General features: G+C 58.2%; 7 protein-coding genes. 1 reads left to right on the forward strand and 6 read right to left on the reverse strand.

Annotated elements, in window-relative coordinates; all coding sequences use genetic code 11:
• On the reverse strand, positions 1-996 hold a 996-nt coding region (locus Q0526_RS14125; RefSeq protein WP_298734855.1), incomplete at its 3' end, for a glycoside hydrolase family 2 TIM barrel-domain containing protein.
• 16 nt (positions 997-1,012) lie between these two features.
• Entirely contained in the window at positions 1,013-2,407 is a 1,395-nt protein-coding gene (locus tag Q0526_RS14130; protein ID WP_298734857.1) for a glycoside-pentoside-hexuronide (GPH):cation symporter, read from the reverse strand.
• Between the two features lie 211 nt (positions 2,408-2,618).
• Here Q0526_RS14130 and Q0526_RS14135 point away from each other — a divergent pair, with 211 nt between their 5' ends.
• On the forward strand, positions 2,619-3,839 hold the full coding sequence (locus Q0526_RS14135) for an AraC family transcriptional regulator (protein WP_298734861.1): 1,221 nt from the start codon (positions 2,619-2,621) through the stop codon (positions 3,837-3,839).
• Between the two features lie 86 nt (positions 3,840-3,925).
• Here the strand turns inward: Q0526_RS14135 and Q0526_RS14140 are convergent, their stop codons facing one another.
• The 4 genes from Q0526_RS14140 to Q0526_RS14155 form a co-directional block, all read right to left on the reverse strand.
• Complete coding sequence (locus tag Q0526_RS14140) at positions 3,926-4,504, reverse strand: cytidylate kinase-like family protein (RefSeq protein WP_298734862.1); 579 nt, start codon at positions 4,502-4,504, stop codon at positions 3,926-3,928.
• A gap of 27 nt (positions 4,505-4,531) precedes the next feature.
• Complete coding sequence (locus Q0526_RS14145) at positions 4,532-5,914, reverse strand: MATE family efflux transporter (RefSeq protein ID WP_298734864.1); 1,383 nt, start codon at positions 5,912-5,914, stop codon at positions 4,532-4,534.
• Positions 5,915-6,033: 119 nt separating this feature from the next.
• Positions 6,034-6,474, reverse strand: a complete 441-nt coding sequence (locus Q0526_RS14150) for a MarR family transcriptional regulator (protein WP_298734866.1) — start codon at positions 6,472-6,474, stop codon at positions 6,034-6,036.
• Between the two features lie 35 nt (positions 6,475-6,509).
• Positions 6,510-7,662, reverse strand: a 1,153-nt coding sequence (locus tag Q0526_RS14155) for a 2-hydroxyacyl-CoA dehydratase (protein WP_298734868.1), incomplete at its 5' end; no start/stop codon positions are given.

Raw genomic sequence — 7,662 nt, forward strand, 5'->3', positions numbered from 1 at the left:
CTCGGCCCAGACCACCATGCCGCGCTCGTCGCACAGGTCATAGAAGAACTGGTCATGCTGGTAGTGGGCCAGCCGGATGGTATTGGCGCCCACCTCACAGATCAGGTCCATATCCCGGATGTGGTCTGCCTTGGTCAGCGCATTGCCCACACCCCAGCCGTCCTGATGCCGGGAAACACCATGCAGCGGGTAGCTCTTTCCGTTAAGGAAGAAGCCCTGCTCCGGGTCGATTTTGTAGCTGCGGAAGCCGAAACGGCGGCTGACGGTATCCAGCACTTCCCCATTTTGCACCAGTTCGGCGGTCAGGGTATACAGGTAGGGATCCTTGCGGCCCTGCCACAGATGAGGATTTTCCACCTGCAGTTGGGTCTTGCCGGCGGCGCCTGTGGTCTGCGCCACCGTCTGGCCTGCCCCGTCCCGGATGGTGCAGCGCACCGCGGTGTCTGCGGTGTTTCCGGTGACCCAGCTTTCCACCGTCACGCTGCCGCTGACATCCGGCGTCAGGTGCAGGCCGCAGCCGCCATAGTAGGAAAGATCAAAGTGGGTGGCCGGTACGCAGAGGATGTTCACATCCCGGTACAACCCGCCGTAGAAGGTGAAGTCCGCCATCTGGGGGTACACATGGTCATTGGGTGCGTTGTCCACCGTAATGACCAGCAGATTTTCCGCCTGCAAGGCCTCGGTCAGTTCTACCCGCCAAGTGGAATAGCCGCCGTCGTGATGGGCCAGCTTTGTCCCGTTCAGATAGACATCCGCCGAAGAATTGGTGCCGTTGACCTCGAGGAAATAGGCCTGCGCTTCGGGCAGGTCTTCCCGACGAAGCTGGCGCACATAGACGCCGGTACCGCGCCAATAGTCATTGCCGCCGTCCTGCCCGTCGATGTTGTTCCACGTGTGGGGCAAGTTGACGATGTCCCACTGGGCAGGCCAGTCTGTCGGCAGTTCTGCCGCTTTTCGGAATGCCCACTTATGATTGATGTTCACAATGGTACGCATAGAAATACCTCCCACATTATTGTACCACATGGGTACGCTTCTCTTTCAGGATCCGCACATTTTCGTCCACCTGCTTTTTGTGCAGCGGATACCAGAACCACAAGATCAAGGCCAGCAGCGCAAAGCCCAGTGCCGGGACCAACACCGAAATGTTGAAGAGCCCTTCCTGCACCACAGGGTCGGTGCGGGTGGCGGCGGAGTAACCGATCGCTTCCAGCAAAAGGCCGCTGAGCCCTGCCGAGGCAGCCTGCCCCAGTTTGCGGGCGAAGGAATACAGGGCATAAACCGTGCCATCCTCCCGGCGCCCGGTCTGGATCTCGGAATAGTCGATCACATCGGTGATCAGTGCCCACGATACCATCGAGAACATGCCCAGCCCCAGCCAGCACAGGAATTGGAATCCCACATAGACCCAGACATTTTGGGGACGCACCACAAACAGGACCAGATTGACGACCACCGCAAACGCGCTGGATACCACACTGACCTCACACTTGCCGAAGCGTTTGGCCAACGGCTTGACCAACGCGGCGGCCAGCAGCATGGCCACCATCATGGTCAGATTGGAGGCCGACTGCGCCGAGGCATTGTTGTAATAGTCGGGGTAGACGTAGCCGCTCATATTCTGGATGGTGAGCTGGGCCAGCAGCATGACGATGGAGGCTGCAATGATCGAGATAAGGGCGCGGTTATGTACGGCGCTTTTCAGCATAGCGCCGATGGATTCCTGCGGACGGTCCGGCGTTTCGATGTGTACCCGTTCCGTTACCATATGATAGCACAACAGGTAACACAAAATGGCCAGCACCGAGAAGACCCCCGCAGCCGCGGTAACCCGGGGTCCGATCAAGGTTTCGACGCCGTCCACCTTCTCGTAAGCGATCAGGGGCAAGCCCACGCCGATGACCACACCGGCCAGCGTACCGCCCATGGTACGGAAGGTGGAAAGGGACTGCCGGTCATCCGGCTCGGCAGAGATGGCGGAAGCCATGGACCCGTAGGGGATGTTGATGGCCGTGTAAAACACCGACCCCCACAGGATGTAGGTCACAAACAGATAGACGATCTTGGCGGCCATCGGCAACCCGGCCAAGCCGCTTTGGTAGATCAAAAAGGAGGACAGCGCCACCGGTGCGCAGATACGCAGCAGCCACGGCTTGAACTTGCCGTTGGCTGTGGTACGGCAGCGGTCACAGATCCGTCCCATCGTCACATCGGTAAAGGCATCCACCAGCCGTGCCACCGTCATAACGATGCCTACCACACCGGCCGATACCCCCATGACGTCGGTGTAGAATTTCATCAACATCATGGTGGAAAAAACAAACGTAAAATCATTGCCAAAATCTCCGAACAAGTACCCGACCTTGTCGCGGATGCCAAACGGACGCACCGTAGGGCTGCGGTTCATACGATCACTCCTTCGTTGCACATCGTGAGAGGGGGAAAAGATTCGTTGTCCGGACATTGTCTATATCTTACCAGAGTTCGCGCCGCTTTATTAGAATATTTTCGTGTTAATTCTGGATTATTTTTGTTTTTCCTCTTGTCATTGTGCAGAAAAAAGCGCATACTATCTGTATACTTTGCCCACAGCGTCAAAGCAGGAAGGTGGTTTTTGTATGATTTGCCCAAAGGAGTTCTCTTTTTTTCTGCAAACCCTACAAAAGGCGGGGATCGGCAGCCAAGAATTTGCTCTGCCGGTGCAGGGCGAAGTAGAGATCGATGCAGGGTTGCGGCGGCAGCTGGGGGTGGAGCCTTCGGTCTTTTCGGCATGCCGGGCGTTTTTCCCCCACATGGAGCCGGATTGTCTCTACCATGTAGTCGACCGTTTTTATCTGCACTACCTCTTTTTTCTGATGCCTGAAGGACCGCGTGGCATGGTGGTCGGACCGTATCTTTCCATCCGGCCCTCGGCACAACAAATCATGGAAACCGCCGAGCGGTTCAACCTGTCACCGGCCCGCGCCCGGCTGCTGGAGGAATTTTACCCCACCCTGCCCTACATTGCCGACAGCAGTCCCTTCTACGCCATGGCCTATTGCCTTTGCGAAGCATTGTGCGGCCGGCAAGTACAGGTGCAGCAGCTAAACTTGGAGGACGAGTTGGCGGCGTCAGGCCAGCCAGTCCCCCAGCGGGAAGTGGACCTGCCGGCCCTGATCCAGCGGCTGGAAAACCGCTACCATCTGGAAGATGAACTGATGGGAGCCATTGCCAAGGGCGACCGCCGAAAGTTACGCCAGTTGTTGGACGGCTCCGACTTTCAGGTATCGGTGGAGCCTCGGTTGGCGGACCCGGTGCGCAACCTAAAAAATTACTGCATCATTTTGAACACCCTCTGCCGCAAGGCGTCCCAGAGCGGCGGGGGACATCCCGTCTATCTGGACGATTTGTCCCGTACCTACGCAGCCCGCATTGAAGAGCTGCCCACCACCGGGGACGCCCAAGCCTTGGTGTTGGAGATGGCCGACCACTACTGCCTGCTGGTGCAGCAGCACAGCCTGCAAGGCTGCTCCCGCCCGGTACAGACCGCCATCCTTTATATACGCCAGCATCTGGCCGAGCCGTTGAATCTGCACACCTTGGCCCGGATGCTGGATTGCAACGCCAGTTACTTTTCGGCCCGCTTCAAAAAGGAAACCGGGCAGACGGTGACCGAGTACATTTTGCAGGAGCGGATGCGGCTTGCAGGCAACCTGCTGGCGACCACCCAACTGCAGATCCAGACCGTCGCCCAATACTGTGGTTTTTTGGATGTAAACTATTTTTCCCGGGTCTTTCGGCAAACCGCCGGCTGTTCCCCCAGTGAATACCGAAAAACCGGGCAGGCCCTTCAACTGTGAAGTTTCCTTTGCCCAAAAGCCCAACAGCCGGGCACCGTATACACGGTGCCCGGCTGTTGGGTTTAGGAAGGAAAAAATGGAACAGGTCAATACAAGCCGCGGATGATCTCCACGCATTTATCGATGCCCAGCGTGCCGCTGTTCAGCGTCAGGTCATAGTTCTGGGCGTGGCCCCATTCCATGTTGGTATAAAAACGGTGGTAGGCGGCCCGGCGCTTATCCTTGTCTTTCAAACGCTGTTCCGGGGACTCGGGCCGTTCGCCGTATTCCTGCACGATCCGCTTGGCCCGGAACGCGGCGTCCGCATGGATAAAGACCCGCAGACAGTCCGCCTTATCCCGCAGGATATAGTCGGCGCAGCGCCCCACAATGACACAAGGGCCTTTGGCCGCCAGATTGGAGATGATCTGGTACTGGATTTTCCAGAGATAGTCCTCGTTGGTGGGGCCGAAGGTCCGGTTGGACAGATTGGACAGAAAACCGCCGGGGGCGTACTCCCCTGCTTCCTGCACATACCGGCTGTCAAAGCCGCTTTCGGCGGCGATCTGCTGGATCAGCTCGCTGTCATAACAGGGGATGCCCAGTTTTTCCGCCACCTTCTTGCCGATGGTTCGGCCGCCGCTGCCAAATTCGCGGCTGATGGTGATGACACGATGTTTGGTCATAACAATGCTCCTTTCCGATGGGATGCCTTATTCGGCATGAGAGACTTTTTTAAGCTGGTTGCGCTCGTAGAGGATGAGTCCCAGCGCCAGCAGGAAGGCCAGACCGTCCGCCACCGGACCGGTCCACAACACCCCCAACACGCCCAAGAAGCGGGGCAGGATCAGAGCTGCCGGCACAAAAAAGATGATCTGCCGGGACAGGGACAGAAGGGCCGACTTGCCCGGTTTGCCGATGGCCTGCAGATAGATGGCCGCCACGGTCTGGAAGCCGGTGAGCGGGCAGAGCAGCAGGAAGATGCGGAAGGACAACACAGCGAATTCGTTGTAAAGCCCTTCCTCGGAACCGAAGAGCGAAACGACACTCATCGGCGCAAACTGGAAGATCAAAAAGCCCACAACAGCCACGATCTCGGAGGCCACCAGTGCGATGTCGAAGGCTTTGCGCACCCGGTGGAAATTCTTGGCGCCGTAGTTGAAGCCGATGATGGGCTGGGCGCCGGTGGAGATGCCTACCAAAATGGAGATGAGGATCTGGTTGACCTTCATGACAATGCCCATGGCGGTGAGGGGGATCTCCGACCCATAGACGGACTGGGCGCCGTAGGAGGCCAACATGTTGTTGGACAGGGCCATAACAATGGTAATGGCGATCTGGGTGATGAAGCTGCTGATGCCGAAGCTGAGCACATTGCGGCATACGGCTACCTGCGGGCGCAGGTCGGCAAGGGTCAGCCGGAAGTTTTTGAACCGGAACACATAGATGATGGAAAAGACAAAGGAAGCCACCTGCCCCATGACAGTGGCAATGGCGGCGCCCCGCACCCCCATGCCGAAGACAAAGATGAAGATGGGGTCAAACACCGTGTTGATGACGGCCCCCAAAATCATCGAGAACATGGCATACTTGGGGCTGCCGTCGGCACGGATCATCGAGTTGAGAGCCGCGGGAATCATCATGAAAGGCAGACCCAGACCGATGACAAACCCGTATTCCAGCGCGTAGGGGCGCAGCACATCGGTGGCGCCGAAGAGATTCAGGATGGGGTTGATGAACCCAAGAAAAACCGCCGCCAGCAAGATGCTGACCACAATGACCATGGCCAGCGCATTGCCCACACCCCGACGGGCTTTGGCGGTATCCCCCTCGCCCAGTTTCAGGCTCAGGTAGGCGGCGCCGCCGTCACCGATCATCAGCGAGAGGGCCAACGCCACGATGGTGATGGGAAACACCACGTTGGTGGCGCCGTTGCCCAAGTAGCCTACCCCCCAGCCGATGAAGATCTGGTCTACAATGTTGTACAGTGAGTTGACCAGCAGCGAGATCACGCACGGGATGGCAAACTTGGTGATGAGCTTGCCGATGGGCTCGGTGGCAAAGGCGTTGCTCGCTTCGTTTTTTGCATTCTGCATACTTTGTTTCCTCTCTTTATTAAGTAACTAGTTACTTATTTGGACAAAAAAGCAGGCAGTAGCGCCGAAAGCTCGTTTCGACGCACTGCCCGGAAATGGACCCGCCCCCGAAAGGGCAGTCACTCCGAATCGATGTTGCTCAGTAGCTGATCCGCCAACTGCTGTAAGGCTTCCTTTTGTGCCGGGGTAAAGTTCCTGCACAGCTCGGCCAGCACCTCGGCATCCTGTTCCAAAATCAACTGGTGGATGCCCCGGGACTGGGGAGTACAGCTTACTTTCTTGTACCGGCGGTCCTGCGTGCTGGGCACGCAGCAGACAAAGCCTTTGTGCTCCAGCCGCTGCAGCATTTTGGTCATAGCCGGGTGGCTGACCCGCTCGATGCGCTCCAGATCTTGCTGGTGGATCTCGGTCTGGCCCGCCGCCTCCAACCGGCTGATGGCCCCCAACACCCGCAACTGTACTGCAGTCAGGTCCATCGCGGCAGCCTTCTCATCCAGCCGTTTGTGAAACGCCCGGTTGATGATCGCGATCTTCAAGCCAAAGGGCATCGTGCCCGCCATCGGCCATCCCCTCCAATTAAGTAACCTATTACATATTAGTCCTTCTGCCGGCTTTTGTCAAGACTTCCGCCGGGGGTGGTGCCGCCAGCGCCGTGGCGCACATTCATCACCAGCATTTGCAGCCGGTTTTCGATGTTGGCAAAACTCACGTCGGGGTCATAGTCCAAGGGCAAGATCTGGGCATCGGGGTATTGTTCCTTGATCTTTTTCGTAATGCCCCGGCCCACCACATGGTTGGGCAGACAGCCGAAGGGCTGCAAGATGACAAAGGCCCGGCAGCCGTTTTCGGCGTGGTGTAAAATCTCGCCGGGGATCAGGATGCCCTCCCCCGCGTCGAAGGTGTGGGGGATGATGGGGTCGCTCTTGCGGGCCAGATCCTGAATCCGGGCCGCCTTCTCGTAGAGCGGATGGGCCGACGCGATGCGGTCGGTCAGGTCATGGGCCGCGTCAAACAGATGATCCGCCGTACGGTACCACACCTTTTCGGCCGGTGTACGGCCTACATGCTGCTCCTTGATTTGGCTGTCCTGATAGAAGTAGGTTTTCTGGATGACGTCGGTCATCCGGGCCTCGATGATCTCAAAGCCGTTGCGCTCCAGATAGGCCTCGATATCCCGGTTGGCGCCGGGGTGGAAGTTCAGCAGGTATTCGCCCACGATGAGCACCCGGGGCCGCAGATGGGACCGGTCGTAGGGCACGTTTTTCAGCAGTTCAATGCCCTTGCGCAGCCCTTCCGCCGCACCACGGACACCGCCCTGTTCCATGCCTTCCACCAGTGCGTCCATCGCCTGATCAAAAGCCCGCTGGGCAGCGCCCCGCTCCAGTTCGTAGGGACGGATCTTGCGCAGCAGTTCTTCCAATGCATCGATCATGGGCAGCCCGTAGGCGATCCGCACCGAGGACAGCAGGTTCAGCTTGAAGCCGGGGTGCAGGTTATGGGCGTCCTGATCGTCGTTGGTCAGGATCGGCACCTGCGCAAACCCCGCGTCGTCCAGCGCTTTGCGCAGCAGGGCGCTGTAATGGGTCAGGCGGCAGTCCCCGATGTATTTGGCCATGGCCACGGCGGTGTTGTTCAGATCATATTCCCCGCTTTGCAGCGCGGCCAGCACTTCGCCAATGACGATCTGCGCCGGGAAGCAGATGTCGTTGTGGACATACCGCTTGCCCATATGGATGGCATTCTCCCGT

Source organism: uncultured Subdoligranulum sp. (assembly GCF_937890665.1).

Excerpts from the sequence above, each read along its gene's own strand:
- Q0526_RS14135 (WP_298734861.1), top strand. The coding sequence starts at position 2,619 with ATGATTTGCCCAAAGGAGTTCTCTTTTTTTCTGCAAACCCTACAAAAG.
- Q0526_RS14145 (WP_298734864.1), bottom strand. The coding sequence starts at position 5,914 with ATGCAGAATGCAAAAAACGAAGCGAGCAACGCCTTTGCCACCGAGCCC.
- Q0526_RS14130 (WP_298734857.1), bottom strand. The coding sequence starts at position 2,407 with ATGAACCGCAGCCCTACGGTGCGTCCGTTTGGCATCCGCGACAAGGTC.
- Q0526_RS14140 (WP_298734862.1), bottom strand. The coding sequence starts at position 4,504 with ATGACCAAACATCGTGTCATCACCATCAGCCGCGAATTTGGCAGCGGC.
- Q0526_RS14150 (WP_298734866.1), bottom strand. The coding sequence starts at position 6,474 with ATGGCGGGCACGATGCCCTTTGGCTTGAAGATCGCGATCATCAACCGG.